The organism is Streptomyces sp. 130, from assembly GCF_007096885.1.
Lineage (GTDB): Bacteria > Actinomycetota > Actinomycetes > Streptomycetales > Streptomycetaceae > Streptomyces.
The window spans coordinates 212,560-238,638 of sequence record NZ_VJNO01000006.1 but is presented as its reverse complement, the minus strand read 5'-3'; the positions used below and the strand labels follow the sequence as shown (position 1 = coordinate 238,638).

The following is a 26,079-nucleotide window of genomic DNA, read 5'->3' as shown; positions in this document are numbered from 1 at the left end:
ACGGGGAAGAGCCGCCGGTGAGGACGGGCGGCGACGACGGGGCCGCGCGACGGCTCCGCCAAGTCAGGGAGACACGATGAGCAGGGCCACAGGTGCACGGCCGCACGCCGCCGACAGCCACGAACTGATCCGTGTGCACGGGGCGCGCGTGAACAATCTCAAGGACGTCAGCATCGAGATCCCCAAGCGCCGGCTGACGGTGTTCACGGGCGTCTCCGGGTCAGGCAAGAGCTCACTGGTGTTCAACACCATCGCCGCCGAGTCGCAGCGGCTGATCAACGAGACGTACAGCGCCTTCGTCCAGGGCTTCATGCCCACCCTGGCCCGGCCCGAGGTGGACGTCCTGGAAGGGCTGACCACGGCGATCATCGTGGACCAGCAGCGGCTGGGCGGCGACACCCGCTCGACCGTGGGCACGGCGACCGACGCCAACGCCATGCTGCGCATCCTCTTCAGCCGCCTCGGCACCCCGCACATCGGCCCGCCCAGCGCGTACTCCTTCAACACCGCCTCGGTGAAGGCGAGCGGTGCGATCACCGTCCAGCGCGGCAGCGGGAAGACCGTGAAGGCGACCTTCAACCGGACCGGCGGCATGTGCACCGAGTGCGAGGGCCGGGGCACCGTCTCGGACATCGACCTCACCCAGCTGTACGACGACTCCAAGTCCCTGGCCGAGGGCGCGTTCACGATCCCCGGCTGGAAGTCCGACAGCTTCTGGACCGTCCGGGTGTACGCCGAGTCCGGCCTCCTCGACCCCGACAAGCCGATCGCGAAGTACACCGAGAGGGAGATGCGGGACTTCCTGTACCGGGAGCCCACCAAGGTCAAGGTGGAGGGCGTCAACCTCACGTACGAGGGGCTGATCCCCAAGATCCAGAAGTCCTTCCTGTCCAAGGACAAGGACTCGCTCCAGCCGCACATCCGGGCCTTCGTGGAGCGCGCGGTCACCTTCACCACCTGCCCGGCCTGCGACGGCACCCGGCTCAGCGAGGGCGCCAGGTCCTCGAAGATCGCGGGCATCAGCATCGCGGACGCCTGCGCGATGCAGACCAGCGACCTGGCCGCCTGGCTCCGCGGCCTGGACGAGCCCTCGGTGGCGCCGCTGCTGACCGCGCTCGGGCAGACCCTCGACTCGTTCGTGGAGATCGGTCTCGGCTACCTGGCGCTCGACCGGCCCGCGGGCACGCTGTCCGGCGGCGAGGCCCAGCGCGTCAAGATGATCCGCCACCTCGGCTCCTCGCTGACCGACATCACGTACGTCTTCGACGAGCCGACAGCCGGGCTGCACCCGCACGACATCCAGCGGATGAACAGCCTGCTGCTGCGGCTGCGCGACAAGGGCAACACCGTGCTGGTGGTGGAGCACAAGCCGGAGACGATCGCGGTCGCCGACCACGTCGTGGACCTCGGTCCCGGAGCCGGTACGTCGGGCGGCACCGTCTGCTTCGAGGGCACCGTCGACGGGCTGCGCGCCTCGGGCACGGTCACCGGGCGCCACTTCGACGACCGGTCCGCGCTCAAGGAGTCCACCCGCGAGCGCACCGGCGCGCTGGAGGTGCGGGGCGCCTCGGCGAACAACCTGCGCGGCGTCGACGTGGACATCCCGCTCGGCGTGCTCACCGTCGTCACGGGCGTCGCCGGGTCCGGGAAGAGCTCGCTGATCCACGGCTCGGTGGCCGGGCTGGACGGCGTGGTCACGGTCGACCAGAGCGCGATCCGCGGTTCGCGGCGCAGCAACCCGGCCACGTACACCGGGCTGCTCGACCCGGTCCGCAAGGCGTTCGCCAAGGCCAACGGCGTGAAGCCGGGGCTGTTCAGCGCCAACTCCGAGGGGGCTTGCCCGACGTGCGACGGCGCGGGTGTCGTCTTCACGGACCTGGCGATGATGGCGGGCGTCGCCACGGTCTGCGAGGAGTGCGAGGGCAAGCGGTTCCAGGCGTCGGTGCTCGAATACCGGCTGGGCGGGCGGGACATCAGCGAGGTGCTCGCCATGTCGGTGGCCGAGGCCGAGGAGTTCTTCGGCTCCGGTGACGCGCGTACGCCGGCCGCGCACCGCGTCCTCGAACGGCTGGTGGACGTCGGGCTCGGATACCTCGGCCTCGGCCAGCCGCTGACCACGCTGTCCGGCGGTGAGCGGCAGCGGCTGAAGCTCGCCACGCACATGGGCGAGAAGGGCGGGGTGTACGTGCTGGACGAGCCGACCACCGGACTGCACCTCGCGGACGTGGAGCAGCTGCTCGGGCTGCTCGACCGGCTGGTGGACTCCGGCAAGTCGGTCGTCGTCATCGAGCACCACCAGGCCGTGATGGCGCACGCCGACTGGATCATCGACCTGGGCCCCGGCGCCGGACACGACGGCGGCAGGCTGGTCTTCGAGGGCACCCCCGCCGATCTGGTCGCCGCGCGCTCCACGCTGACGGGCGAGCACCTGGCGCGGTACGTGGGCGCGTAAGGCGGGTTCCTCGCGCCCGCCCGGGCCGTGGTGGCCGGGCGGGCGCCGTCATGTGCGCCGGCGCCGGAGGCGGGCGCGGTGGGCGGTCGCGGCACGACGGGGCGATCAGGTCAAGGCGGCGTGCCGTGGAGGTCATGTGCCGTTCGAGGATGGCCTGTTCACTGTGGTGAAGGGCGGGTGACGAAACGTCACCTTCGCTAATCGGACGCGACTGCCTTCGGCTTCGCACCTCGCGGCGAAGTCCGCGAAGCCCCGCCCGGCGGGGCCAAACCGGCTGTCAACAGCCATACTTGACCGAGTCCGACCGCATTCGCGCAGCGAACTGAACGCAAAGTTTCGGTAGCGCACGCATCGAGCGTTGTGCACTAGGCATAAGATCAAGCCGCGCACTGCGAGCCCCATCCGCCCCACCCGTCCCATCCGTAACTGTGCGCACGATGTACGAGCGTCCCCACCGACACCCCACAATCCGTTAACAGGTATCTGCGTGTCACCGATACTCAAGCCCGGCTCCGGCGACGGAGCCGCGCAGTGAAAATCAATCGCCGCCTCGTCCTGCTGGTCACCGCTCCGCTCGCCGTCGCGGTCACGTTCTCGGCCCTGGCCCTCGCGCCCGCGACCAATCAGGCACTGCAAGCGAACCGGCTGGCCGACATGGTCGACGTCGCCGCCGGCGCAGCCGACTTAACCCACCAGTTGCAGCGTGAGCGCGCCGCCGCCACCGCGCTGGTGTCCGATCAGGGGGACTCGTCCGCCTTCCAGGCGAGTTCCGACGCGACCGACAAGAGCATCGCCGCCTTCAAGAGCCGCACCGGCACACTCTCCGAGGTGCCCGGAAGCGCCCGGGAGGCACTGAACCGCGTCGACCGCTTCATCGACGAACTCCCGGCCCTGCGCGCCCAGGTGCGCTCCGGCAGCACCACCATCTCCGCACTCGCCTTCGGCTACCGGATCGTGATCGCGGACCTCAACGGCTACCGCGACGGCATCGCGCAGGCCGACGGTGTCGACGCCGACATCGCCGACCGCATCCGTGCCGCCGCGGCGCTCTCCGAGGCCGCCGAGCACACCGCACAGCAGCAGATCACCGTCATGAGGGCGCAGGCCGCCGGTGGTTTCACCGCCGCGTCCCAGCGCACCTTCGACGCCTCCCGGCTCGGCTACACCGAGTCGACGAGCGTGATGTTCGGCCTCGGCCCGGACGAGTGGCGGAGCTGGCTGGAGCGCACCCTCTCCGGACCGAAGGCCCTGGAGTCCCGCAAGCTGGAGGACCGGATCGGGCGCACGGACACCAGCAAGCCGATCGGCGTCACGCCCAAGGCGTGGCAGAAGGCGTCCGACGACCGGCAGACCCTGCTGCACCAGGTGGAGGAGCGGATCGACGAGTCCGTCGCCGCCACCGTCGACGCGGAGCGCACCAGGCTGCTGTGGACCGCCGGGGGCGAGGTCGCCCTCGTGCTGCTGACCCTGGTCGGCGTCGTCCTCGTCGCCGTCCGGCTCGGCCGGGTCATGATCCGGCGGCTGCGCGACCTGCGCAACGCCGCGCACGAAGTGGCCCACACCCGGCTGCCCGCCGTCATGAGCGAGCTGTCCCAGCCGGGCGCGCTGAGCGGTGCCACACCCGAGCAGGTCGCCGAACGCACCGGCAACCCCGTCGCGACCACGAGCGGGGACGAGATCGGTGAGGTCGGTGAGGCGTTCAACGCCGTCCACCACGAGGCCGTGCGCCTCGCCGCCGAACAGGCGCTGGTCCACGAGCAGTTCGCGGAGACCCTGGTCCGGGTCGCCCGCCGCGGCGCCCAGCTGACCAGCGTCATGGTGTCCGAGCTGGACACGGTGCAGCGCGACGAGGCCGACCCGGAGCGCATGAAGACGCTCTTCGCCCTCGACCACCTCGCGATCCGCATGGAGCGCAACACCAACAACCTGCTGGTGCTGGGCGGTTACGGCAACGCCCGGGTGCGGTCCGCCGACATCGGCTGCTCCACGGTCATCGTCGCGGCGGCCCAGCAGATCGAGCGCTTCGACCGGGTGTCCCTCGGCGCGATCGAGCCGGGCATCGGCATCGCCGCCCGCGCCGTGCACGACGTCGCGCACATGCTGGCGGAACTCCTCGACAACGCGACCCGCTTCTCCCCGCCCGACGCCCAGGTCGGGGTCGCCGTCTGGCGGCTGTGGGACCGGGCCGTCGTGCAGATCGTGGACGAGGGCGTGGGCATCTCGGCGGACCGCCGTGCCGCGCTCAACGCCGGGCTGCGCGAGCCGAAGTCGGGCATCGGGGACGTGCGGTCGATGGGTCTGCACGTGGTGGCGCGCCTCGCCGCCCGGCACGGCATCGTTGTCGAGCTGCGCGACTCCTCGGGCCCCGGCACCATCGCCGAGGTCACCCTGCCCAAGAACGTGCTGGCCGAGGTGTCCGAGGAGCCGGCCGTGCCGGCGGAGAGCGGCTTCGAGTCGCCCCGTACGGTCGTCACCCGCCGGAAGGAGGACGCCGTACGCGGCGGGCGGGCCGGCCGTCCGGTCGGCGCGGGCACCGGCATCCGTGCGGGCGCCCCGGCGGCCCCGGCCGCGCGCGGCGAGCACGAGGCCCCGGCCCGTGCGGACGCCGCCGACGCGCCCGCCCCGCACCCCGTGCACGACGAGCCGGCCTCGCGCATCGCGGGCGTCAGCGCGTCCGGGCTCCCGGTCCGCAAGCGCACCGCGCCCCAGCAGTGGCCCGCACGGGAGAAGCGGGCCGGTACCGAACAGCGGTCCGGCGCCGGTGCGCCGCGGCCGACCCCCCGCCGCCGGGACTCCCGGCAGGTATCCGACGTCCTGGCGGCCTACGCCCAGGGCATCAGCCGGAGCACGAACCCCCGCGGGCGTCCCGCCAGCAACGACGACACCGAACGGACCAAGAAATGACCTCACCCACCGACCTGAGCTGGATCCTGAGCGACTTCGCCGGACGCATTCCGGAGGTCACCCAGGCGATAGCCGTGTCCGTGGACGGACTCGCGCTCGCGTACACCGGCGTGGAGCGCGACGACGCCGACCGGCTGGCCGCCATCGCCTCCGGCGTCGTGAACCTGCTGTCCGCGGCGGCCCAGCTGACCGACACCGACCCGGTGGAGCACAGCCTCACCGCGATGGAGGGCGGCTACATGTTCTCCATGGCCGTCTCCAGCGGTGCCTCGCTCCTGGTCATGACCACCAGGGACGCGGACATCGGCGAGGTCAGCTACATGATGTCCGAGCTGATCAACCAGGTCGGTGACTCGCTGTCCCCCGAGGTCCGTACCCCGCACTCCTCCCCCACGCACTGACCCCGGCCGTACCCGTTACCCACGGCCGCAGCGACCCGTCCGCGGAGCCGGCTCCGCGGTCGGGTCACACCGTTGCCCAACCACTTCCCCGATGAGAGCACCCATGTTCTTCGACATACCCCGCCGCGCCCGCCACCGCAGATTCGTCCGGCCCGCGGGGGCCGCCGCCCTCGCCCTCGGCCTGGCCGCCGTCACCGGTTGCAGCGGCGACAGCGGTTCCGGCGACGAGACCGTCAAGGTCGGCCTGGTCGCCTCGCTTTCCGGCACCTACAAGCCGGTCGGCACCGACCTGCGCGACGGCTTCCAGCTGTACCTGAAGACGCACGACAACAAGCTGGGCGGGCGCAAGGTCGAGCTCATCGTGGCCGACGAGGGCGACGGCCCGCCGACCGCCGTCCCGGCCGCCACCAAGCTGGTCAAGAAGGACAAGGTCGACGTGCTGACGGGCCTGGTCAGCGGTGGCTCGGTCAACGCGGTGCTGCCGCTGGTCGGCCAGGCGAAGATCCCCTTTCTCGGTTCCAACGCCCGTCCCGAGGTGAAGGACGCCGAATACGTGTGGACGACGAGCTTCATGTCCGACGAACCGGGCAGGGCCATCGCCCCGTACGTCAAGGAGAAGGTGAACGGCCCGGTCTACGCGATCGGACCCGACTACCAGGGCGGTTACGACGAACTGCGCGGGTTCACCGACGAGTTCAAGCGCATCGGCGGCAAGCTGGCCAACCCGGACGGCAAGACCAAGTGGACGCCGTTCCCGCAGACGACCAACTTCATGCCGTACTTCGCGGAGATCGCCAAGACCGACGCCAAGGCCGTCTACTGCTTCTACGCCGGCAAGGCCGCGATCGACTTCGCCAAGCAGTACGCGCAGTCCGACGTCGCCGACCTGCCGCTGTACACCGCCTTCGTCACCGAGGGCAGCGTGCTCCAGGCCGAGGGCCAGGCCGCCAAGGACATCTACTCCGTCCTGAACTACGCGCCGGACCTCGACAACGCGGCCAACCGCAAGTTCGCCGCCGACTGGACCGCCGAGCACGACACCCAGCCGACCACGTACGCCATGTCGTCCTACGACGCGGCCGGCGTGCTCGACAAGGCGATCGCGGACGCCGCGAAGAAGGGTGACGTGACCCCGCAGACGATCAACAAGGCCATCGCGGACCTGGGCCAGATCGACAGCCCGCGCGGCAGCTGGGAGTTCAGCGAGAAGGCGCACGCGCCCGTGCAGACGTGGTACCTGCGCCAGGTGCGCCCGGACGGCAACCAGCTGTCCAACGTCATGGTCCAGGACCTGGCGACGCTCGGCGGCTGACATGGATCTGCTCGATGCCCACCTCGTGCCGGCGGTGGACGGCGTGGCCTACGGGCTGCTGCTGTTCGTGGTCGCCGCCGGCCTGAGTCTCGCGTTCGGCACAGCCGGCGTACTGAACCTCTCGCACGGCATGCTGTACGCGATCGGCGCCTACACCGGCGCCGAGCTGAGCGACGGGACGTGGGGCGGCCTCGCCCTCGGTCTCGCGGCCGGAACGGCGGCCGCGGCCCTCGCCGGGGCGGGGCTCTCCGCCGCCACGGTTCCGCTCGCCCGGCGTGGGCATCTGGCCCAGGCCCTGCTGACGTTCGGGATCGCCCTCGTCGGCGGGGACCTGCTGATCCAGTTCTTCGGGGCGGACGAGCTGCCGGTGCGCGTCCCCGGCGCGCTCGACTCCTCGGTCCGCCTGCTGGGCCACCGCTACCCCGCCTACCGGCTCTGCTTCATCGCCATGGCCGTCGCCCTGGCGGCCTTCGGTACGTGGGTGCTCACCCGGACCCGGGTGGGTGCGGCGGTACGCGCCTCGGCGGACGACCCCCAGATGCTCGCCGCCACCGGCCACAACCCCCGCGCCGTGCACACCGGTGTGCTCGCCGCGGCGGGCGCGCTGGCCGGTGCGGCGGGCGTCCTCGGGGCACCGATCATCGGCCCCGGCCCCGGCACCTCCGAGAACGTGCTGATGCTGTCCCTGGTGGTCGTCGTCCTCGGCGGGCTGCGCTCGCTGTGGGCCACGCTCGCCGCGGCGGTCGCCGTGGGCGAGGTCCAGACCCTGGGCGTCTCGGTGCTGCCGGACCTGGCGCCGTATCTGCTGTTCGCCGCGATGGCGGCGGTGCTGGTGTTCCGCTCCCGCTTCACGGAGCCGGAGGCGCACGAGGAGCGGGGCCCGTCCTCCGATCCGGTCTCCCGGCTGCGCCGGCTCCTCGCCGCCCGCTGGGAGAACCGGCCCCGCGCGGCGGCGGCGCCCGCTGCGGCGCTCCCCGGACGGCTCGGTGCCTGGCTGCACTCGGCCGGGTGGCGGCAGGCCGTGCCGCTGCTCGTGCTGCTCGCCGTCCTCTTCGCGCTGCCCGGGATGCTCGACTCGTACAGCATCTCGCTCGCCGGGTCCGCCCTGGCGCTCGGGCTGCTCGCGGTCAGCGTCACCGTCCTGACCGGGTACGCCGGTCTGCCCACGCTCGGGCAGACCGCCCCGTTCGCCGTCGGCGCGTACGCCACCGCCAACCTGGCCGACGCCGGGTGGACGGTGGGCCCGGTCCAGATCGTCCTGTCGGCGCTCGCCGCCGCCGTGTTCTCGGCGGTGACCGGCCCCGCGGTCATCCGGGCCCGGGGCACCACCGTGCTGATGATCACGCTGGCCGTCGGCGAGCTGACGAGTGCGGTGATCAACCAGGTGAAGTCCGTCACCGGCGGGGCCGACGGGCTGGTCGGCTTCCCGGCCACCCAGGCGCTGTGGGGCGGTGAGGGCATGACCGAGGAGCGCGAGCTGTACGTGTACGCGGCGGTCGTCGCGGTCGTCGCCCTCGCCCTCACCCTGCTCGTCCTGCGCTCCCCGGCCGGCAAGCTGCTGACCGGGACCCGGGGCGCCGAGGCGCGGATGCGCGCGTCCGGGCACCCCGTGGGGCGCTATCTCCTGGTGGCCCACATCTGCGCCGGCGCGCTGGCCGGGGTGGGCGGCTCCCTGATGGTCACCGTGCAGCAGTACCTCTCCCCCGCCGACGTCGGCTTCGAGATCGCCGCGTTCGCGCTGCTGGCGGTCGTCATCGGCGGTACGACGTCGGTCATCGGCGCCCTTCTCGGCGCCGGGCTGATCGTGTTCACCCGGGACTGGGTGGCCGGTTCCTGGCCCGGCCACGGCCCGCTGCTGCTCGGGGCGCTGTTCATCGCCGCCGTGTATCTGCTGCCGCGCGGCCTGGCCGGCCTGAGCGCCGTCGTCGGCCGCCCGGCGCCCGCCGCATCCTCCGCGAAGGTCTCCCCATGACGCCCGCACCCGGCTCCCCGCCCCCCGTGCTTGACCTCGGCCACCTCACCCGCAGGTACGGCAGCCTCACCGCCGTCGACGACGTCGCGCTGCGGCTGCCCCCGGGCGCCCGGCACGCCGTGATCGGGCCCAACGGCGCCGGCAAGACGACCCTGCTCAACCTCATCGCCGGCACCGACCGGCCCGACCGGGGCACGATCGCGCTGAACGGTACGGACGTCACCCGGGCGTCCACCGCGAAGCGCAGCCGGCTGGGCATCGCGCGCAGCTTCCAGCAGCCTTCCGTCATCGGCGAGCTGACGGTGCTGGACAACATCGTGCTGGCCGGCTGGGCGCACCACCCGAAGCGCCGGGGCGCCTGGCGCAGCCCGTCCCGCTACCGGCTGCACACCGAGTCGGCGGGGCGGCATCTGGAGACCGTGGGCCTCGCGCACCTGGCGCACCGGCCGGCCTCCGAGCTCTCGCACGGGCAGCGCCGGATGCTGGACCTGGCCGCGGCGCTGGCGGGCGATCCGCGCCTGCTGCTCCTGGACGAGCCGGCGGCCGGGCTGACCGACGGCGACATCGGCCGGCTGCTCTCCATCCTCGGGGCGCTGCCCGAGAGCGTGGCGGTCGTGCTGGTCGAGCACCACGTCGAGGTGGTCGCCCAGGTCGCCACGTCGGTGACCGTGCTGGCGGCCGGCCGGGTGCTGGTGACCGGGCCGACCGGGGAGGCGCTCGCCCACCCGGAGGTCCGCGAGGCGTACCAGAACGCGGTGCCGGAGCCTGCCGCCCGCACCCCTGAAGCGATCACCGGCAGCACCGAAGCGAGAGGATGACCGATCCCCGATGCTCGACATCACGGGCCTGACCGCGGGCTACCACGGCGGCACGGTCCTCCACGGCCTCGACCTGTCCGTGCCCGCCGGCACGGTGCACGCCGTCGTCGGCCACAACGGCGCGGGCAAGACGACGCTCGTGCACACCGTCGCCGGTCTGATGCGCCCGGACGCGGGCACCGTACGGCTGGCCGGCCGGGACCTGACGGGACAGCCGGCGCACCGGATCGCCCGCGCCGGGATCGGCCTGGTGCCGCAGGGCCGCCGGGTCTTCGCGAACCTCAGCGTCGCCGAGCACCTGCGCCTCTCGTACCGTCCGCCGCGCCGGGGCGACGCCTCGCGGCCGAGTGTGTGGACGCCCGAGCGGGTCCTGGAGCTGCTGCCGAGGCTGGGCGAGCGCCGGGGCAACCGGGGCACGGACCTGTCGGGCGGGGAGCAGCAGATGCTGGCCCTGGCCCGGGCGCTGCTCGGTTCGCCGAGCACGCTGCTGCTGGACGAGCCGACGGAGGGCCTGGCGCCCGCCCTGGTCCGTCAGGTGCACGACCTGGTGGCGACGCTGGCCGACGAGGGCATCGCCGTCCTCCTGGTGTCGCCGAGTCCGGCGACGGCGGCCGGGTGCGCGGACACGCTCACGGTCCTGACGTCGGGCCGGGTGGCGCTGCGGCTGGACGGGGCGGAGGTCCGTGCGGACCCGACGGCCCTGCACGCGGCGCTGGAGCTCGCGCCCACGGGGTCCTGACGGGTGCGAGGGGGCGGCGGCGCCCCCTCGCGCCCGGGGGCTACTTGACCTTCAGGCTGTGGCCGCCGAAGCCGCTGCTGCGGTCGGAGCCGCTGTTCTGCTCCTGCCACCAGGCGTCGAAGTCGGGCTGGTGCATGGCCGCCCAGTCCGGGGTGTTCTCGACCTGGGTGCTGCCCATGCGGCGCGCGAGGGCGACCATCGCGGAGCCGACCGGGCCTCGTGCGGCGTCGTAACGCTCCAGCACGTCCTTCCAGCTGTCCCCGGCGTTCCAGGCGGCCTCCAGCGCGGTCGCGTCCTGGAGCGCCTTCACGCTGCCGGCGCCGACGTGCGGGCGGGCGACGCTGGCGGCGTCGCCGACGAGCACCATGCGGCCCGAGGTGTAGTGCGGGACGACCAGGTCGTAGATGGGCTGGATGAAGGTGGTTTCGGCGGGCGTGCCGAGCACCTTGTCGGCCCAGAACGGCGGGAAGTTGTCGGCGACGAGGGCGCGCAGCCAGTCGGTCAGCTCGGACTTGAGGCGGCCGGGCGGGAGCGAGGTGGGGGTGCGCAGGTCCGGGTGGAGGCCGTCGGTCTGCGGGGGCGTGGTGTAGAGCACCCAGTTGAGGTGGTGGCCGCCGGTGCCGTCCGGGATGTGGTAGATCATGCAGTGGCCGCCGGGGAAGGCAATGTTGTGGGCGTCGAGCCCGTCCGAGGGCAGCCCCTCGACGTCCTCGGAGGCGCCGCGCCAGCCGATGTATCCGGCGTACTGGGGGCTGATGCCGGGGAACATGGCCTCGCGGACCACGGAGCGGTAGCCGTCGGCGCCGATGACGAGGTCGAACCGTTCCTCGTGGCCGTCGGCGAGCCGCAGCGTCACCCCGTCGTCGGCCGGCTCCACGGAGGTGACGACGGCGCCGGAGCGGTAGTCGACGCCCTCGGGCACCCGGCTGCGCAGCTCGCTCCACAGCGAGCCCCAGTTGTAGGCGCGGAACGGGAACGGCTGCTGCCCGAAGCCCCGGCCGTGCGGCGCGTCCGAGTCCCGTACGCTCCACACCCGCCGGTTCAGCGGCGCCCAGGGCATCTCGGGGGCTACGTATCCGGCCTCTCTCAGCTCCTCGTAGCGGTCGCTCTGGAGGGCGATTCCGACGCCCCGGTCCCGGAGTTCGGCGTCGGCACGCTCGAAGACGGTGACGCGGTCCGCTCCGGCGCGCGACACGGCGAGGGCGGTGGCACACCCCGCTATGCTCCCGCCGACCACGGCGATACTGCCTCCACGCATGACTGACTCTCCACTCACTTGATGTCCCGGCCGTGCGCCCGGCCGCTTGGCCGCCGGTGCGCCGGCGCGGAATGACGCTTGCTCGGGCGCTGCTGGGTCCGCGCCTTGGCGGTCGCGGCCCGCACCGAATCCTACGAGGGGCGTTCGACGCCCGAACGGGCAGGTTGTCTCACTTTCCGGCCACCGATACATCGTCAACACTCGTCCTGCACACGTTGTTTGGACGTTTCTGATTAGTGTTCTGTCATGTCCCCCTCGCCGGACAACCGCTCCACCCCCACCCGGCGGCCGGCTTCGGCAGTGGGTCGACCGGCTGCGGCGGACCGTGGACCGGCCTGCCCTCCGATGCCCGCGCGGCCGGCTGAACCGTCCCCCTGATTTCCGCGAGGACCCCATGACCGAACCGATATCGATCCTGCTCGCGCTGGCCGCGGGGGCCTGCGCCTCGCTGTGGTTCCTGCGCCGAGCCCGCGCCGAGCGGCGGCGGGCCGACGAAACGCACCGGCAGCGCGAGCAGTTGAGCCAGCAGCTCCGGGCCGCCGAGCAGTACGTGGCGCTCATCGCCCAGAGTCTCGTCCAGGTGGCCGCCTCCGAGGCGCGGACCGGCCGCCCCCAACAACCCGATCCGGCCATCCCGCCCCAGCTGGCCCACACCCAGCTCGCCAACGGGCTGACCGCGCTGGCGCACCAGGTGCGCTCCGCGATCACCATGACGGGCCGTCTCGCGCAGGAGGCCGCCGACGAACAGCTCGCCCAGGCGCGGGCGGAGACGGAGCGTCAGGTCGAGCGGGTCCGCCGGGAGTCGGTGGACACGGCGCGGGCGGCGGTACGCGCCTTCGCGTCGAGCACCGTGCACCGCGCGGCGAAGCTGAGCAGCACGATCAGCGCCGGGGTGCGGCGCCATGTGTCGGACGACGCGTACGCGACGCTGGTCGAGATGGACCACCTGGCGCAGCAGATGCTGCTCACCGCGTCCGGCTACGGGGTCCTGGCCGGTGACAAGCTGTCGCGGCGCTGGCCCGCCACCACGCTGACCGATGTGGTGCGCACCGCCATGGGCCGGGTCGAGGGCTACCAGCGCGTCCAGCACACGGACCTGGAGTCCTTCGCGGTGCGCAGCAGGTCCGTGGAGGCGGTCGTCCACACCCTGGCGGTGCTGCTGGACAACGCCCTGCGCTACTCGCCGCCCAACGCCCTGGTGCACGTCTCCCTGGAGCACGGGGCGAACGCGGCCTTCCTCGTGGTGGACGACGCCGGTCTGCGGATGGAGGACGAGCGGCTGACCTGGGCCCGCGAGGTGATGTCCGGCGAGCAGCGGGACGACATCACACGGCTGGGCGCGTACCCGCAGACGGGTCTGCGGGTGGCCTCGGTCCTGGCCCACCAGTACGGCTTCCGGGTCGAGCTGACCGCGCCGAACCTGTACGGCGGCACCCGGGCGATCATCGTGCTGCCGCGGGAGCTGCTGACGACGCCGGGGCCGGCCCGGCCGGTGGCCGCGCAGCCGCCGCCCGCGGCCCGGAAGGCCACCGCGCCGCTGCCCCCGCCCGACGGGGACCCCGCCTCCGGTCCGGCGCCGGCGACCACGGCCGGCGGGCTCACCGTCCGCCGGCGCGGGGCGCGGCCCGCCGCCGGGACGCGGCCGGCGCCCGAACCGGACGTCGGGCCGGGCCGACCCGCGGTGGCCGCCGCGTGGATGGCGGGCAGCCGCCGCAGCCGGGACGACCAGAACACCCCTCGTACGGATGAAGGACGTTGATCATGTCGGACACGCACGCGAACACCCTGGGCTGGCTGCTGGACGAGCAGCTCGGGTCGGTGGAGGGCGTCCGGTACGCCGTGCTGATGAGCGGCGACGGGCTCCTGAAGGCGCGGACGCGCACCATCAGCCAGGAGGACGGCGAGAAGCTGGCCGCCCTGACCGCGTCGCTGCGCGCGTCGGGCCGGGCCTGGGACGAGTTCACCGGCGGGCAGGGGGTGCGCCAGCAGCTCATCGAGTCCGTGGCCAACATCGGGCTGACGACCGCGGCCGGGCACCACACCATGCTGTCCGTCGTCACCACGGGCCCGCACGCCGACGTCGGGCTGATCAGCCATCACATGGCCCTGCTGGTCGTCCGCCTGGGCGAACAGCTGGGCACCAGGGAGCGCACCCCGGTGCTCCAGCCGGACGGGGGCCCTGCCGCATGAGCGGCCCACGGCACGATCCGGACATGGTCAGGCCCTACGTCCGTACCGGCGGGCGGGTCCGCCCGGACCGGGATGTGCGCCTGGAGAGCGTGGTCGTCGCCGCGCCCGGCCCGGCCGGTGAGCTGGGGCCCGACGCGCGGCGGGTGATGGGCCTGTTCGCGGTGGGCCGGGGCGGTCTGGCGGTCGCCGACATCGCCGCCGCGCTCCGGCTGCCGCCCTCCACCGTCCGGATCATCGTGTCCTCCCTGATGGACAGCGGCCATCTGGCCGCCCCGGCCCCCGCCGCCGGTGACCGGCCCCGAAACGACATCCTCCAGAAGGTGCTCGATGGACTCCGAGAACTGGTCTGACGCCTCGAACGGCGTCTCGTACGTACCGGCCACGGTGACCCAGTCCGCCAAGATCGTGATCGCCGGTGGCTTCGGCGTCGGCAAGACGACCTTCATCGGCAGCGTCTCGGAGGTCCGGCCGCTGCGGATGGAGGAGCCGATCACGGAGGACAGCGTCGGCGTGGACGATCTGCGCGGGGTGCCGGGCAAGACGACGACGACCGTGGGCATGGACTTCGGCCGCATCCACCTGGCCGGCGGCGCCCTCGCCCTGTATCTGTTCGGCCTGCCCGGCCAGGCGCGTTTCCAGCCGTTGTGGGAGGACCTGGCGCACGGCGCGCTGGGGTGCCTGGTGCTGGCCGACACCCGCGACCTGGACGCGAGCCACGAGGCGCTGGGGCTGCTGGAGGACCAGGGCATCCCGTACGCGGTCGCGATCAACGTGTTCCCGGACGCGCCCGGTTACGGCCTCGCCGAGATCCGCGAGGCGCTGGCCCTGGACCCGGAGACGCCCCTGACCACCTGCGACGCCCGGGACCGCACCTCCTGCGTGTACGCCCTGATCACGCTCACGGAACACCTCGCCGCGCAACGGCCGGCCCTCTCCCTGGAGCCCACGTCATGACGTCCCCCAGCACCACCCTGCCGTCGGCCCCGTCGGGCCGGGTCGCGCTCTACGACCCGGCGTACGCCGCCGACCCGCATGCCGCGTACGAGAGCATGCGGGCGGCGTACGGACCGCTGGTGCCCGTCGAGCTGTCCCCGGGCGTCCCGGCCACCCTGGTGATCGGCTACTTCCAGGCCCGGCGCATCCTCAACGACCCGCTGTACTTCCCGCACGATCCGCGCGTCTGGCAGGAGCGGGTGCCGGCCTCCTGCCCGGTGCGGCCGATGCTGGAGTGGCGGCCCAACGCCCTGCGCAGCAGCGGCACCGCGCACGCCCGCTACCGGGCCGCGAACACCACCGCCATCGACGCCGTGGACCAGCACGAGCTGCGGGCCCGGGTCGAGCAGCTGGCCGAGGCCGCCATCGGGGACTTCATCACGGCGGGCCGGGCGGATCTGCTCACGCAGTACGCGTGGCCGATCGCGTTCCGCGTGCTCAGCTCCCTGCTGGGCTGCCCCGACGAGATCGGGGCGCGCATCGCCGACGGGATGTCCCGGATCTTCGAGGCCACGGACGCCCAGCGGGGCAACGAGATCCTGGGCCGGGCGGTCGCCGACCTGGTCGAACTGCGCCGGCGCCGGCCCGCCGACGACATCACCTCCCGGCTGCTCGCCCACTCGGCGCGGCTGACCGACGAGGAGATGGGCCACCAGCTGGTCACGCTGTACGGGGCGGGCATCGAGCCGCTGACCAATCTCATCGCCAACACCCAGCTGAAGATCCTCACGGACGAGGAGTTCTCGGCCGGGCTGCACGCCGGGCACTCCACCGTGCGGGACGCGCTCGACACCGTCCTCTACACCGACCCGCCGATGGCGAACTACTGCGTCACCTACCCGCCCTACCCGGCGGACGTCGACGGGGTGCTGCTCCCGGCCCACCAGCCGGTCCTGATATCGATGGCCGGCTGCAACAACGACCCGGCGATCAGCCGGGCCTCCGGCGGCGTCGCGGGCAACCGGGCCCACCTGGCGTGGAGCATCGGCCCGCACACCTGCCCGGCGCGCTCCCACGCCTACCTGATCGCGGAGACCGCGGTCACCCATCTGCTCGACGCCCTGCCCGAGATGGACCTCGCGGTCCCGGCCTCCGAACTGCGCCGGCGCCCCGGCCCGTTCCACCGCGCGCTGGAATCCCTCCCCGTCGTCTTCCACGCCTCCCACTGAAGGAGACCCATGTCCGAGCAGCCGATCCTCGTCCTCGATCCCGCCGGCGCCGACCGCCACGCGGAGTACCGGGCGCTGCGCGAGCGCGGTCCCGCCACCCGCGTCGACGTCCTCGGGGTCACCGCGTGGTCCGTCAGCGACCCGGTCCTCCTGAAGGAGCTGCTGACCAGCTCCCAGGTCTCGAAGGACGCCCGCGCGCACTGGCCGGCGTTCGCCGAGACGGTGGCCACCTGGCCGCTCGCCCTGTGGGTGGCGGTGAACAACATGTTCACCGCGTACGGCGGCGACCACCGGCGGCTGCGCCGGATGATCGCGCCCGCGTTCAGCGCCCGCCGCGTCCAGGACCTGCGCGGCTCGGTGGAGAAGATCGTCTCCGAACTCCTCGACGGCCTCGCCGACCGGCCCGCCGGCGAAGCCGTCGACCTCCGCGCCGAGCTGGCGTATCCGCTCCCGATCGCGGTGATCGGCCGGCTCATGGGCGTCCCCGAGGACCAGCTCGACGGCTTCCGCGCCAAGGTCGACGGCGTCTTCGACACCACCCTCACCGTCGAGGAGGCCACCGCCAACACGGCCGCCCTGTACGGGGCGCTCGCCCGGCTCATCGACTCCAAGCGGGCGCGGCCGGGCGACGACATGACCTCGCTGCTGCTCGCCACCCGCGACGAGGAGGGCGACGGCGGCGGCCTCACCGACGAGGAGCTGCGCGACACACTGCTCCTGATGATCTCCGCCGGTTACGACACCACGGTCAACGTGATCGACCAGGCCATCACCGCCCTGCTGACCCGTCCGGAACAGCTCGCCCACCTCCGCGAGGGCCGGGCCGGCTGGGACGACGTGGTGGAGGAGACCCTGCGCCACGAGCCGGCCGTCAAGCACATCCCGATGCGTTTCGCCCTCTCGGACATCCCGCTGCCCGACGGGCAGGTGATCGCGCGGGGCGAGGCGATCCTCGTCTCCTTCGCCCCCGCCAACCGCCACCCCGACTGGCACGGCGAGACCGCCGACGACTTCGACGTCACCCGCACCGCCAAGGACCACCTGGCGTTCGGTCACGGCGTCCACTTCTGCCTCGGCGCCCCGCTCGCCCGCCTGGAGATCGCCACCGCGCTCCGTCAGCTCTTCGAGCGCTTCCCGGAGATCCGTCTCGCGGTCCCCGCCGAGGACCTGCTCCCGCTCCCGTCGCTGATCAGCAACGGCCACCAGGCGCTTCCGGTCCGCCTTCACCCGACGGCGGGCTGACCGGCCGCCGGTGACGGCGGTGGCTGGTGTCGCACCAGGGGTACATACGGCTGCGGCGGCAGGTGCAGACGGCGACGACGAAGCGGTCGGAGGTGACGGTCGAACCGTCCTCCCGGACGATCTCGACCGGGCCCTCGATCAGCACCGGGCCGCCCGGCTCGACGGTCAGACGGCGGGGTTCACGGGCGTTCGGCACGGATGACCACCAGTTCCTCGGTGTCGTCGTCGGGGCCGAGCAGTCCCTGCGCGCGGAGCCACGGCAGGCGCTCGGTCATGACCGGGCCGAAGGGTACGGAGGACCGGCTGGTCACCGCGGCGCGCAGGCCGCTCGCGGTCAGCCGGGCCAGGGTCTCCTCCACGCCGCACAGCCCGGAGTGGACGAGGAGCAGCACACCGCTCGGGTGCAGGGCGTCATGGGCGTGGGCGCAGATGCGGTCCAGGGCCTGCCGGCCGCAGCGCCCGGCGTCCCAGGCGACCTCGGGGCCGTGGCTGCGGGCGCGGCGGTCGTGGGGCGCGGGGACGTACGGCGGGTTGCTCACGATCAGGTGGAAGCGCCGGCCGACGACGGGGCCGGTGAGGTCGCCGCGCAGCACCCGGACGCGGTGGCCGGCGCGGGCGGCGTTCAGGCGGGCGGTCAGGACGGCCCGCCGCGAGATGTCGATCGCGGAGACCCTGGCCCCGCCGCGCGCCGCCAGCAGGGCCAGGGCACCGCTGCCCGTACAGACGTCGAGGACGTCCATGCCGGCGGCCGGGCCCTCGGCCTGGAGGGCTCGCGCCAGCAGGTGGGTGTCGGCCTGCGGGGCGTACACCCCGGGCAGGGTCCACAGCCTGCCCAGGTCCACGGGCGGTGCGGCGGCAGTCGTCATCCGAGTCCTCCAGGAGGGGGAAGGCGGTCCTCGTTCTCACCGGCGCGGGCTCATCCAGTCCAGCGTGGCCGGGCCCGCCGCCCGCCGCGACCCGAGCGGCGGTCACCCGCCTCCTGCCCCGGCCGCGCCGCCGCATGCGGGCCGCTCCCGCCGCGCACATCCGCCACGCCGGGGTGACCATGGCCGGGACAGGGCGTCTTGGCCCTCCCGGCACCGCGAAGGAGTCCCGTGACTGACCGGAAGCACCTGCTGCGCGGCCGTACGGCCGTGGTGACGGGCGGGGCGCGCGGCCTGGGCAAGGCCGTGGCGCGGGAGCTGGCCGCCCGGGGCGCCCACGTGGCCCTGCTCGGCCTGGAGGAGGACGCGCTCGCCGGGGTGGCCGGCACGCTGCCCGCCCCCTCGGGGCACTGGCACGTGGACGTCACCGACGACGCGGCGATGGCCCGCGTCGCCGAGGAGGTACGCCGCCGGCTGGGCCCGGCGTCGGTGGTCGTCGCCAACGCGGGCGTGGCCGAGGGCGGGCCGTTCGCGGACTCCGACCCGGCGAGCTGGCGGCGCGTGATCGAGGTCAATCTGATCGGCAGCGCGGTCACCGCCCGGTCGTTCCTGCCGCAGCTCCTGGACACCCGGGGGCACTACCTCCAGATCGCCTCGCTGGCCTCCATCGGGGCCGCGCCGATGATGAGCGCGTACTGCGCCTCCAAGTCGGGTGTGGAGGGCTTCTGCCACTCGCTGCGCGCGGAACTGGCGCCGCGCGGCGTCGGGGTGGGGATCGCCTATCTGAACTGGATCGACACCGACATGATCCGGGACGCCGACCAGTACCCGGTGCTGCGGGAGCTGCGCGCCCATATGCCCCCGCCGGCCCGGAAGACCTACCCGGCTCCCTATGTGGCCCGGCGGGTGGTCGCCGCGATCGAGCGGCGCTCCCCGTCGGTGTACGTCCCCCGCTGGCTGCGCGGCGTCCAGGCGGTGCGGGCCGGGCTGCCGGGGGTGGTCGCCCTCGCGACCCGCAAGGAGCTGAACCGCTCCGAGTTCGCGCCCACGGGCCTGCTCGGCGCGGGAGGCCGCGCGGCCGGGCCGGCGGGCCCCGCACGCTCCGGCTGACCCGCGCGCTCCGGCACCGGGGCGCGGCCCGTGCCTCAGCGCCGCCGCAGGCGCCGCCGCAGCGCCGCGCGCGCCGCGTTCGCGCCCGGTGCGCCGTGCACCCCGCCGCCCGGGTGCGCCGAGGCCGAGGCGAGGTACAGGCCCCTGACCGGGGTCTCGGGGCGGCCGGTGCCCGGGGTCGGGCGGAACACCAGTTGCTGGTGCGCCGACGCCGTACCGCCGTTGATCGCGCCCCCGGAGAGGTTGGCGTCCATGGATTCGATGGTCGGCGGCGCCAGCAGGCGGCGGGCCCTGATGCGGGAGCGGAAGCCGGGGGCCCAGCGCTCCACCTCGTTCTCCATGCGGTCGGCCATGGCTTCCCGCTCGCCCCGGTCCCACCGCCCGGTCAGCCCGTCCTCGCCCGCGTCTCCCTTGACCCGGTGCGGGACGTGGGTGTAGGCCCAGGCGGCCTCGGTGCCGGCCGGGGAGCGGGTGGCGTCGGCGGTGCTCATCTGGCCGAAGAGGAGGAACGGGCGGTCCGGGACCTGTCCCATGGCGATCTGCGCCGTGAACCGGGTGAGGCCGTCGACGCCCTCCGCCAGGTGCACGGTGCCCGCCGTCGAGGCCTCGCGGGCGGTCCAGGGCACCGGGCCGTTCAGCGCCCAGTCCACCTTGAACGTCGCGAAGTCCCACTGGAAGCGGCGCAGGTCGTCCAGGAGCCGGCCGGGCAGGTGGTGCGCGTCGACCAGCCCGCCGTAGAGCGCGGGCGCGGACACGTCGGCGAGCACGGCGCGCGACGCGGGCACGGCCTCGCCCCGCGCGGTGCGTACGCCGACGGCGCGTCCGCCGCGTACGACGACCTCCGTGACCCGCTCACCGCAGCGGAGCACGCCGCCGTGCCGTTCGAGGCGCCGCACCAGGGCCGTGGTGAGCGCGCCCGCGCCCCCGACCGGCACCGGGAAGCCGTAGGTCTGCCCGAGCATGGACATCAGCCAGCCGAAGCCGCCGCTGCCGGCCGCCTCCGGGCCGAGGTCGGCGTGGAGCGCGGTGCCCGCCAGCAGGATTCTGGCCGCCTCGCCGCCGAACCGCTCCTCGCCCAGGCGGCGTACGGGCAGCAGCACGGTCCGCGCCAGGCGGAGACCTTCGGCGGCCCGGAGGCGGGCGGCGAGGCGGACACCCGGGCGCACGGGCGGGAAGGGGGTGAAGAGCGCGTCCAGCACATCGCGGCGCACCCGGTCCCAGGTGGCGTACAGCTCCAGCCACGCCGCCCCGTCGCCCTCGGCGAAGGCGTCGAGCCCCGCCGCCGTGTCCCGCGCTCCGTCCTCCAGCACCGCGCACCGCCCGTCGGGCAGCGGGTGCGCCAGCACGCGGGGGGCGCGCGACCAGCGCAGCCCCTCCTCCTGGAGGTCGAGCCCGCCGATGACCGGGGAGGCCGCCGCCAGCGGGTAGAACGCGCTGAACAGGTCGGTGACGTAATCGGGGTGCACCCGGCGGTCGCTGCGCACCGCCCCGCCGGGTTCGGGCTGCGCTTCCAGGACCTCCACGCTCCATCCGGCGGCGGCGAGCAGGTTGGCCGCGACGAGACCGTTGGGGCCCGCGCCGATGACCACGGCGTCCGGCATCGATGCCTCCAGGTGGTGGGGAGCGCGGAAGAGGATCAGACCGCTTCGCGGGTGCCCTTCGGGGCCGCCTCGACGGTCTTCGCCAGGCGCGCGAGCACGCTGCGGTGGCGGAGCTGGATCACGGCGTCGATGGCCGCGTTGTGGAAGGTGCCGGCCGGTCCGCGCAGGGGGTGCTCGTCCAGGGTGACCAGGGCGTTCTCGCCCCACTGCCGTACTTCCAGGGCGATCCTGGCGGTGCCGATCCGCCCGCTGTCGGCCTCCAGTTCCAGCACGTGCGGCGCCTCGCACCGCCGGACGATCGTCCGGCCCCGCACGGACCACCGGCCGATGCCGAGGGTGTACGTGAGGCTGGAACCGACCTCGGGCCAGTCGCCCCGGCGGGGGCGCGAGCCGGAGGTCCCGACCACCCAGTCGCTGTAGAGCGAGGGGTCCGCGAGGACCCGCCAGACGTCTGCCACCGTCGCCTCGATCAAGCGGTGTCGTACCGCCATGGGTCCTCCGTAGGTCGTCGTGGGTCCGGGTCCGCCGTTCAGGGGGTGACGATGGCGAAGTCCGGGTTGGGTTCGTCGAGGTGGCCGAGGAGTTCGGTCAGCCGGCCGGCGTCGCCGGTGACCTCGACGCCGGGGCGGGCCGCCAGGTCGCCGGGCGGCACGGCGCCCACCAGGACGTCCCGCAGGTCCGCCTCGGTCAGCGCGAAGGTGACGTCGGGCTCGCCCACCGCGGGTCCGGTGCCCACGACGTGGGTCAGGACGCCGTTGCGCAGCCGCATCGTGAGGGGTTCGCCGCCCGCGATGTCCCAGCGGACGGTGATGTCCGCGTCCCAGGCGCGGGGGCCGTCGACCCGGATGGCGAGCGCGTCCACCAGCTGGTCCAGGGTCAGGGCCGCCAGGACGTCGGGCGAGGCGGTGTCGGTGGGGGTGCCGAGGCTGCCGTGACGCAGTTCCCGGGCGCCCATCAGGTAGACGCTGCGCCAGGTCCCGTTCTCGCTGCCGTAGCCCAGCTGCTCCAGCGCGTCGGCCTGGAGGGCGCGCGCCGGGGCGTTGTCCGGCTCCGCGAACACCAGGTGGTTGACGACCTCCGCCACCCAGCGGTAGTCGCCGTCGGCGAAGGACTGCCGGGCCCTGCGCAGGACCTCGTCGGCGCCGCCCATGAAGTCGACGTAGCGCCGGGCCGCTTCGGCCGGCGGGTGCTGCCACAGATGCGCCGGGTTGCCGTCGTACCAGCCGAGGTAGCGCTGGTAGACCGCCTTGGCGTTGTGGCTGACGGAGCCGTAGTAGCCGTGCGTGTGCCAGGCCCGCTCCAGGGCGGGCGGCATCACGATCTCCTCGGCGATCTCCGGTCCGGTCAGGCCCTGGTTGAGCATCCGCAGCACCTGGTCGTGGAGGTACGCGTACAGGTCGCGCTGTTCCAGGAGGAAGGCGATCACGCGCTCCCGGCCCCAGACGGGCCAGTGGTGCGAGGCGAAGGCCACCTCCGACGACTCGCCGAAGAGGTTGACGGACTCGGTGAGGTACCGGGACCAGACGTGCGGGTCGCGGACCTGGGCGCCGCGCAGCGTCAGCAGGTTGTGGAGGTTGTGGGTGGCGTTCTCGGCCATGCACAGGGCGGAGAAGCCGGGGAAGTGGATGTTCAGCTCCGCCGGGGCCTCGGTGCCCGGGGTGAGCTGGAAGACCATGCGGATGCCGTCGACGGTTTCCGTCTGCCCGGTGCGGGTGATGTCCAGGGTGGGCGGGATCAGCCCGGGGGCGCCCGTCGAGACGGTCTGCCCGAGGCCCGCGCCGATCTGGCCCCGCGGCCCCTTCGGGAGGGCGGCGCCGTACATGTACGCGGCGCGCCGGCTCATCGCCGTGCCCGCGTAGACGTTCTCGCTGACGGCGTGCTCCAGGAAGCCGTGCGGGGCGAGGACCGGGACCCCGCCCGCCACGTCCTCGTCGCCGAGCACACCGCGTACGCCGCCGAAGTGGTCGACGTGGCTGTGGGTGTACAGCACGCCCGTGACCGGCCGTTCGCCCCGGTGGGCGCGGTACAGCGCGAGGCCGGCGGCGGCCGTGGGGGCGCAGACCAGGGGGTCGATGACGAGGACGCCCCGGTCGCCCTCGACGATGGTCATGTTGGACAGGTCGAAGCCGCGTACCTGGTAGATGCCCTCGGTGACCTCGAACAGCCCGTGCTCGGAGCAGAGCCGGCTCTGCCGCCACAGGCTCGGATTGGCGGTGTCCGGGCACTCCTGGTCGAGGAACCCGTAGGCTTCCAGGTCCCACACCGCGCCGCCCGTGGCGTCGCGGATGACCGGGTCCTCCGCGGTGCCCATGAAGCCGCGCCGGGCGTCCTCCAGGTCCTGGGTGTCGTCGAAGGGGTAGTCGCGCCGTACCGACTGGTTGGCCCGGGCGACGGCCGGCTCGGCGGGCTTGGCCTCGGTGTCCTGCGGCATGTCGGTCTCCTTCGCGGCGGCGGCCCGGCTCCGCGCGGCGCGGGCACCGCCACCCTCACCCGGGGTGCGGAGGTCCACAAGCGGGTGTGGGCCGTACGGGGGCCGAACGGGGTAGGATATACCCCTAGGGGTATGAGACCGTGACCGAGGCCGTGCACTCAGGCCGTGCGCTGGGGAGGAACCGTGGAGCTGGACATGGCGGCCGACGAGCTGAAGTCGGTGCTCAACCGGCTGAAGCGGGCCCAGGGGCAGATCGCCGGGATCGTCCGGATGATCGAGGAGGGCCGGGACTGCGAGGACGTGATCACCCAGCTGGCGGCCGTCTCCCGCGCCCTGGACCGGGCCGGTTTCGCCATCATCGCGACGGGGCTCCAGCAGTGCATGGCCGACGGCGACCAGCCGGTGGTGGACCGGGACCAGATGCGGTCCCGCCTGGAGAAGCTGTTCCTCTCCCTGGCCTGAGGGGCGCCGGTCCGAGGGCGCCCCCGCCGTCACGTCAGCGCGTCGGCCAGCATGAACGCGGCGACCGCGAGCAGCACCCAGGCGAACAGCCGCTGGAGCCCGCTCCCGGAGACCCGGGCCGCGAGCCGCTTGCCGTCCCACGCGCCCAGGATCGCCGCGCCGGTGAACGGCGCCGTCACCGCCCAGTCCATGCCCCCCGCGCCGCCGGAGCGGGTGATGAGCGAGGTCAGCGAGTTGACGGTGATGACGAGCAGGCTCGTCCCGACGGCCGCCTGCATCTCGAACGCCAGGACCGTCACCAGGGCCGGAACGGCCAGGAAGCCGCCGCCCACCCCCAGCAGCCCGGTCACCGCGCCGAGCCCCGCCCCGGCTCCCCCGGCCCGCAGCGGCCGTACCTCCCCCGGCGCGTCCCGGGACCCGGGGCGCAGCATCCGCACCGCGGCGAGGGCGGCGAGGGCGGCGAAGGCCGCCGTCAGGACCGCCTGCGGCAGCCGGGTCGCGGCGAGTCCGGCCACCGCCGCCGGGACGACGCCCGCCGCGGCGAACGCGGCCCCGGCCTTCCAGCGGACGTGTCCGGCGCGGGCGTGGGCGTACAGGGCGGTCGCGGAGGTGGCGGTGACGATGAACAGGCTCGCGGTGGTCGCGGCGGCCGGGCTGAGGCCGAGCAGGTAGATCAGGGCGGGGATCGCCAGGACGCTGCCGCCCCCGCCCAGCGCGCCGAGCGCGAGCCCCACCACGGCCCCGGCGGCCAGGGCGAGGATCAGCACGCTCACGCCGCGGAACCGGGCGCGACCGTCAGCCCCGCCTGCCGGGCCGCGTCGAAGCCGTCGTCCACGGCGACGACCGCGCGGCCCTCCGCGTCGAGCAGGGAGGCGGCGATCGCCGCGCGCATCCCGCCGGCGCAGTGCACCCACACCTCGCCGTCCGGCACTTCGCCGGACCGCTCGTGCAGCTCGTGCACGGGTATGTGGACGGAGTCCCGTACGTATCCCCCGGCCCGCTCCGAGTCGCGGCGCACGTCGAGCACCACGACCCGTTCACCGCGCTCGCGGGCCCGCTTGAGGGCGGCGAAGTCGGTCCGGGGGAAGGACCGGGGCTCGTCGCCCGCGCGCAGCCAGGCGTCCGGTCCGCCGGTGGCGGCGGCGGCCGGGCGGTCGATGCCGACCCGGACCAGCTCCCGCTGGGCGTCCGCCAGCTGCTCGGCGGTGGCCGCGAGCAGGGTCACCGGCTTGCCCCACGGGATCAGCCAGGCGAGGTAGGTGGCGAGCTTGCCCTCCCCCTCGAAGTTGAAGGTCCCCGCCACGTGCCCCTCGGCGAAGGCGGTACGGCTGCGGAGGTCCACGACCCATTCACCGGCGGCCAGGCGCTGCGCGATCTCCTCCGCGTCGGCGGTCCTCGGCGGTGTCAGGTCCACGGGGGCCGGTCCGCCGGCGTTGAGGGGCGCCATGTGCGCGTAGTACGCGGGGACGTCCTCCAGACCGGCGAGCATGCCGGCCACGAAGGTGTCGACGTCCTGGGTCAGGGCGTCGTTGCCCGTCCGCTCGGCGCCGATGGTCGTGGAGTCGCCCTCGGCCTGCGTGGACGAGCAGAAGCTGCCGAAGCCGTGGGTGGGGAGGACCCGGACGTCGTCGGGGAGCTCCCCGGCGAGCCGGTGCGCGGAGGCGTGCTGGGCCCGGGCCAGCCGCTCGGTCAGCCTGGGCTCCACGAGGTCGGGGCGCCCGACCGTACCGATGAGCAGCGAGCCGCCGGTGAACGCGGCGGTCTCCCGGCCGTCCTCGGCGAGCACGTACGAGGTGTGGTGCGGGGTGTGCCCCGGGGTGGCGAGGGCCCTCAGTTCGAGGCCCGCGTCCACGGTGAAGCGGTCGCCGTCCGCGACGGGCACCCGCGCGAAGGAGACCCGGGCGTCGGCCGGGACCAGGTAGCGGGCGCCGGTCAGCCGGGCCAGCTCCGGTCCGCCGGTGACGTAGTCGTTGTGCAGATGGGTCTCCGCCACGTACGCGATCCGCACCCCGCGCGCGGCGGCTGCCGCGAGGACCCGCTCCACGTCACGCGGGGGATCGACGACGACCGCCGTCGCCTCCCCTCCGGCCAGGTAGCTGCGGTTGCCCAGACCCTCGGTCTCCAGGGTGTCCACGAAGAACACGGTCGACTCCCTCCATCAC

At 73.8% G+C, this 26,079-nt stretch carries 23 protein-coding genes; 15 read left to right on the top strand and 8 right to left on the bottom strand.

From position 1 onward, the window contains the following. Positions 1-76: 76 nt before the first annotated feature. The 7 genes from FKN01_RS08265 to FKN01_RS08235 all read left to right on the top strand — a co-directional run bounded on the left by FKN01_RS08265 (position 77) and on the right by FKN01_RS08235 (position 10,598). Positions 77-2,452, top strand: a complete 2,376-nt coding sequence (locus FKN01_RS08265; RefSeq protein WP_143617978.1) for an excinuclease ABC subunit UvrA — start codon at positions 77-79, stop codon at positions 2,450-2,452. A 531-nt stretch (positions 2,453-2,983) separates the two neighbouring features. After that, positions 2,984-5,356 carry a nitrate- and nitrite sensing domain-containing protein gene (locus FKN01_RS08260; RefSeq protein WP_143617976.1) on the top strand — a complete coding sequence of 791 codons (2,373 nt, stop codon included), beginning with the start codon at positions 2,984-2,986 and terminating at the stop codon, positions 5,354-5,356. Then, a complete protein-coding gene (locus tag FKN01_RS08255) occupies positions 5,353-5,757 on the top strand; it encodes a roadblock/LC7 domain-containing protein (protein WP_143617974.1) in 405 nt (134 codons plus the stop codon). Before FKN01_RS08260 ends, FKN01_RS08255 begins: the two co-directional genes overlap by 4 nt. Before the next feature lie 103 nt (positions 5,758-5,860). Next, positions 5,861-7,069 carry an ABC transporter substrate-binding protein gene (locus FKN01_RS08250; protein WP_143617972.1) on the top strand — a complete coding sequence of 403 codons (1,209 nt, stop codon included), beginning with the start codon at positions 5,861-5,863 and terminating at the stop codon, positions 7,067-7,069. Between the two features lies 1 nt (position 7,070). Continuing rightward, positions 7,071-9,041, top strand: coding sequence for an ABC transporter permease subunit (locus FKN01_RS08245; protein WP_143617970.1), 1,971 nt, complete (start codon positions 7,071-7,073; stop codon positions 9,039-9,041). Further along, positions 9,038-9,859 (top strand): ABC transporter ATP-binding protein, encoded by an 822-nt coding sequence (locus FKN01_RS08240; protein ID WP_143617968.1) that lies wholly within the window; start codon positions 9,038-9,040, stop codon positions 9,857-9,859. Before FKN01_RS08245 ends, FKN01_RS08240 begins: the two co-directional genes overlap by 4 nt. 10 nt (positions 9,860-9,869) lie before the next feature. Beyond that, positions 9,870-10,598 (top strand): ABC transporter ATP-binding protein, encoded by a 729-nt coding sequence (locus FKN01_RS08235; RefSeq protein ID WP_143617966.1) that lies wholly within the window; start codon positions 9,870-9,872, stop codon positions 10,596-10,598. Positions 10,599-10,638: 40 nt separating this feature from the next. Here the strand turns inward: FKN01_RS08235 and FKN01_RS08230 are convergent, their stop codons facing one another. Then, positions 10,639-11,856: an FAD-dependent monooxygenase gene (locus tag FKN01_RS08230; RefSeq protein ID WP_143617964.1), complete on the bottom strand. Its 1,218-nt coding sequence runs from the start codon at positions 11,854-11,856 to the stop codon at positions 10,639-10,641. Between the two features lie 394 nt (positions 11,857-12,250). Between FKN01_RS08230 and FKN01_RS08225 the strand changes: the two genes are divergently transcribed. Genes FKN01_RS08225 through FKN01_RS08200 form a run of 6 tightly spaced genes read left to right on the top strand, consistent with a single transcriptional unit; the run spans position 12,251 to position 17,450 of the window. Next, complete coding sequence (locus FKN01_RS08225) at positions 12,251-13,615, top strand: sensor histidine kinase (RefSeq protein WP_143617962.1); 1,365 nt, start codon at positions 12,251-12,253, stop codon at positions 13,613-13,615. 2 nt (positions 13,616-13,617) lie between these two features. Then, positions 13,618-14,046 (top strand): roadblock/LC7 domain-containing protein, encoded by a 429-nt coding sequence (locus tag FKN01_RS08220; RefSeq protein WP_143617960.1) that lies wholly within the window; start codon positions 13,618-13,620, stop codon positions 14,044-14,046. 23 nt (positions 14,047-14,069) lie between these two features. Continuing rightward, complete coding sequence (locus FKN01_RS08215; protein WP_185992789.1) at positions 14,070-14,396, top strand: DUF742 domain-containing protein; 327 nt, start codon at positions 14,070-14,072, stop codon at positions 14,394-14,396. Then, positions 14,374-15,000, top strand: a complete 627-nt coding sequence (locus FKN01_RS08210) for an ATP/GTP-binding protein (RefSeq protein ID WP_185992788.1) — start codon at positions 14,374-14,376, stop codon at positions 14,998-15,000. Before FKN01_RS08215 ends, FKN01_RS08210 begins: the two co-directional genes overlap by 23 nt. Continuing rightward, positions 14,997-16,208: a cytochrome P450 gene (locus tag FKN01_RS08205; protein ID WP_143617955.1), complete on the top strand. Its 1,212-nt coding sequence runs from the start codon at positions 14,997-14,999 to the stop codon at positions 16,206-16,208. The genes FKN01_RS08210 and FKN01_RS08205 overlap by 4 nt, the downstream gene beginning before the upstream one ends. A gap of 9 nt (positions 16,209-16,217) precedes the next feature. After that, positions 16,218-17,450 carry a cytochrome P450 gene (locus tag FKN01_RS08200; RefSeq protein ID WP_143617953.1) on the top strand — a complete coding sequence of 411 codons (1,233 nt, stop codon included), beginning with the start codon at positions 16,218-16,220 and terminating at the stop codon, positions 17,448-17,450. Here FKN01_RS08200 and FKN01_RS08195 read toward each other — a convergent pair. Both FKN01_RS08195 and FKN01_RS08190 read right to left on the bottom strand, forming a co-directional pair. Next, complete coding sequence (locus tag FKN01_RS08195) at positions 17,398-17,646, bottom strand: CDGSH iron-sulfur domain-containing protein (RefSeq protein ID WP_143617951.1); 249 nt, start codon at positions 17,644-17,646, stop codon at positions 17,398-17,400. The two genes, FKN01_RS08200 and FKN01_RS08195, sit on opposite strands and share 53 nt — an antisense overlap. Further along, positions 17,630-18,316 carry a HemK2/MTQ2 family protein methyltransferase gene (locus FKN01_RS08190; protein ID WP_143617949.1) on the bottom strand — a complete coding sequence of 229 codons (687 nt, stop codon included), beginning with the start codon at positions 18,314-18,316 and terminating at the stop codon, positions 17,630-17,632. The genes FKN01_RS08195 and FKN01_RS08190 overlap by 17 nt, the downstream gene beginning before the upstream one ends. A gap of 228 nt (positions 18,317-18,544) precedes the next feature. On the opposite strand from FKN01_RS08190, the gene FKN01_RS08185 reads away from it, so the two are divergent. Next, positions 18,545-19,423 carry an SDR family oxidoreductase gene (locus FKN01_RS08185; RefSeq protein WP_143617946.1) on the top strand — a complete coding sequence of 293 codons (879 nt, stop codon included), beginning with the start codon at positions 18,545-18,547 and terminating at the stop codon, positions 19,421-19,423. Between the two features lie 35 nt (positions 19,424-19,458). Here FKN01_RS08185 and FKN01_RS08180 read toward each other — a convergent pair whose 3' ends face one another. From FKN01_RS08180 to FKN01_RS08170, 3 genes are read right to left on the bottom strand one after another with little or no spacing between them, the layout of a single operon-like run. Continuing rightward, positions 19,459-21,024 carry an NAD(P)/FAD-dependent oxidoreductase gene (locus FKN01_RS08180; RefSeq protein ID WP_143617944.1) on the bottom strand — a complete coding sequence of 522 codons (1,566 nt, stop codon included), beginning with the start codon at positions 21,022-21,024 and terminating at the stop codon, positions 19,459-19,461. Positions 21,025-21,059: 35 nt separating this feature from the next. Then, complete coding sequence (locus tag FKN01_RS08175) at positions 21,060-21,515, bottom strand: SRPBCC family protein (protein ID WP_143617942.1); 456 nt, start codon at positions 21,513-21,515, stop codon at positions 21,060-21,062. Between the two features lie 38 nt (positions 21,516-21,553). Next, positions 21,554-23,455 carry an alkyl/aryl-sulfatase gene (locus tag FKN01_RS08170; protein ID WP_143617940.1) on the bottom strand — a complete coding sequence of 634 codons (1,902 nt, stop codon included), beginning with the start codon at positions 23,453-23,455 and terminating at the stop codon, positions 21,554-21,556. Between the two features lie 183 nt (positions 23,456-23,638). On the opposite strand from FKN01_RS08170, the gene FKN01_RS08165 reads away from it, so the two are divergent. After that, positions 23,639-23,917, top strand: coding sequence for a metal-sensitive transcriptional regulator (locus FKN01_RS08165; RefSeq protein ID WP_143618023.1), 279 nt, complete (start codon positions 23,639-23,641; stop codon positions 23,915-23,917). 29 nt (positions 23,918-23,946) lie between these two features. Here FKN01_RS08165 and FKN01_RS08160 read toward each other — a convergent pair whose 3' ends face one another. Next, entirely contained in the window at positions 23,947-24,690 is a 744-nt protein-coding gene (locus FKN01_RS08160; protein ID WP_143617938.1) for a sulfite exporter TauE/SafE family protein, read from the bottom strand. Beyond that, positions 24,687-26,060 carry a rhodanese-like domain-containing protein gene (locus tag FKN01_RS08155; protein ID WP_143617936.1) on the bottom strand — a complete coding sequence of 458 codons (1,374 nt, stop codon included), beginning with the start codon at positions 26,058-26,060 and terminating at the stop codon, positions 24,687-24,689. Before FKN01_RS08155 ends, FKN01_RS08160 begins: the two co-directional genes overlap by 4 nt. Positions 26,061-26,079 lie beyond the last annotated feature (19 nt).

Bases quoted from the DNA above. Each gene is read 5' to 3' on its own strand.
- FKN01_RS08265 (WP_143617978.1), top strand. From the start codon at position 77: ATGAGCAGGGCCACAGGTGCACGGCCGCACGCCGCCGACAGCCACGAA.
- FKN01_RS08255 (WP_143617974.1), top strand. From the start codon at position 5,353: ATGACCTCACCCACCGACCTGAGCTGGATCCTGAGCGACTTCGCCGGA.
- FKN01_RS08250 (WP_143617972.1), top strand. From the start codon at position 5,861: ATGTTCTTCGACATACCCCGCCGCGCCCGCCACCGCAGATTCGTCCGG.
- FKN01_RS08245 (WP_143617970.1), top strand. From the start codon at position 7,071: ATGGATCTGCTCGATGCCCACCTCGTGCCGGCGGTGGACGGCGTGGCC.
- FKN01_RS08240 (WP_143617968.1), top strand. From the start codon at position 9,038: ATGACGCCCGCACCCGGCTCCCCGCCCCCCGTGCTTGACCTCGGCCAC.
- FKN01_RS08235 (WP_143617966.1), top strand. From the start codon at position 9,870: ATGCTCGACATCACGGGCCTGACCGCGGGCTACCACGGCGGCACGGTC.
- FKN01_RS08230 (WP_143617964.1), bottom strand. From the start codon at position 11,856: ATGCGTGGAGGCAGTATCGCCGTGGTCGGCGGGAGCATAGCGGGGTGT.
- FKN01_RS08225 (WP_143617962.1), top strand. From the start codon at position 12,251: ATGACCGAACCGATATCGATCCTGCTCGCGCTGGCCGCGGGGGCCTGC.
- FKN01_RS08220 (WP_143617960.1), top strand. From the start codon at position 13,618: ATGTCGGACACGCACGCGAACACCCTGGGCTGGCTGCTGGACGAGCAG.
- FKN01_RS08215 (WP_185992789.1), top strand. From the start codon at position 14,070: ATGGTCAGGCCCTACGTCCGTACCGGCGGGCGGGTCCGCCCGGACCGG.
- FKN01_RS08210 (WP_185992788.1), top strand. From the start codon at position 14,374: ATGGACTCCGAGAACTGGTCTGACGCCTCGAACGGCGTCTCGTACGTA.
- FKN01_RS08205 (WP_143617955.1), top strand. From the start codon at position 14,997: ATGACGTCCCCCAGCACCACCCTGCCGTCGGCCCCGTCGGGCCGGGTC.
- FKN01_RS08200 (WP_143617953.1), top strand. From the start codon at position 16,218: ATGTCCGAGCAGCCGATCCTCGTCCTCGATCCCGCCGGCGCCGACCGC.
- FKN01_RS08190 (WP_143617949.1), bottom strand. From the start codon at position 18,316: ATGACGACTGCCGCCGCACCGCCCGTGGACCTGGGCAGGCTGTGGACC.
- FKN01_RS08180 (WP_143617944.1), bottom strand. From the start codon at position 21,024: ATGCCGGACGCCGTGGTCATCGGCGCGGGCCCCAACGGTCTCGTCGCG.
- FKN01_RS08175 (WP_143617942.1), bottom strand. From the start codon at position 21,515: ATGGCGGTACGACACCGCTTGATCGAGGCGACGGTGGCAGACGTCTGG.
- FKN01_RS08170 (WP_143617940.1), bottom strand. From the start codon at position 23,455: ATGCCGCAGGACACCGAGGCCAAGCCCGCCGAGCCGGCCGTCGCCCGG.